The organism is Rhizobacter sp. P1_G5 (assembly GCF_056405435.1).
Genome location: NZ_JBFUCB010001014.1, coordinates 1 through 1,234 on the forward strand (window position 1 = coordinate 1; position 1,234 = coordinate 1,234).

Genomic DNA, 1,234 nt, shown 5'->3' on the forward strand with positions numbered 1-1,234 from the left:
CTATTGCTCGTCGGCAGCTTGGACGAGGGGCGGCACTTGCGAGTCTGGCTCAGCGGCAAGGGGCTCGCATCGCTGTGGGCCCCGCTAAGACCGGTCGTCGGCCTGAAAAGACGGCCTTCGGAAGTTTGAAATTTTGGTGCGACCTACCGGGCTAAACCGTCGACGAACGGGCGTTCTTTGGAATGACGAACGGAAACCCGTGGCAATGCTCACTCCACGCATCGGCCTGTCACGCCGGTATTCCCACGACACCCTGGCAGCGATCGAGTCCGCTGGCGTGAGCATGCGATGATTCGTTGATGCGCTACCTCTCCTCTGCTGCGGCGCTGATTGCCGCTTCGTGTACAGCGTGGGGTCTCATGGGCTTCGTGAGCGGCTCTCTGCTCGTCCCAATTCTGCTGCTGCACTTCGCTGCAGTTCTTTGGGTGTGGCGAAGGTGAACTGCTATGCGCCGGTTCCGTTGAGGCGTCCTGACGGGGCAACGCACCTGACGAGTTGCCATGTCCTGTACTTTGGAGTAGCGATTTTGGTAGCAGCATCGCAACTCATTGATTTCATTGGGTTGCGGTACATTGCAAAGCCGCTGAGGCGAGTGCGTCCGGCGTGATGCCGGCGCTCGGCACCGACGCAGGGTGCTTGGAATTCGCTTGCGGGCCACGGGCTGGATCGGCTGCGAAAGCGAGTTCCTTGGAATTGAGAATCGGCCGCAAAGCCGCGCCAACGCTCACTTCACGGACCGGCCTGTCACCCGGTGTTCAACGGGACTTGGAGAGGGTGTATGCCAGCGCGGCCTGACGCGTCTCGGATCAACAATGGCACCGAATCAGTCTTTTGCTGATTCCTTCAGACGGTTGCCGCTGTTAGGGTCGCGTACTGCACGCTTGTTAAGGGGGGCAAGTAGCCTTCGGGACATTTGCCAGATACTTCAGGCGGAGATAAGGCCATTAGGGGCGTTCTTGTAACCCCGCTTGAGAACGATGAAAGTGCTGACTGCTTGATTGGCATTCCTTGACCTTACCCGTTGCCATAAGGGAGTAATTCATGAGTATGCGGCCACGTATGTCGTCCCGATGGCCGAAAAGGTCACGACTCAAAAGGCAGCGACCAAAAACAATCACAAACCGGCCTACGGAAGAGAGAAAGCCGGCAATTCCTTGGTTAAAGGAAATCGAGGACCTTTTGAACGCAATTGTTAGCTTCACATTGCAATCAATCGGAACCTTCGCCCTAGGGC

At 57.4% G+C, this 1,234-nt stretch carries 1 protein-coding gene; it reads right to left on the reverse strand.

All coding sequences use genetic code 11. The features are described from left to right. Positions 1-944 precede the first annotated feature (944 nt). Positions 945-1,234 (reverse strand): hypothetical protein (locus tag AC1D12_RS33650; protein ID WP_477845420.1); only part of this gene is annotated, 290 nt, incomplete at its 5' end.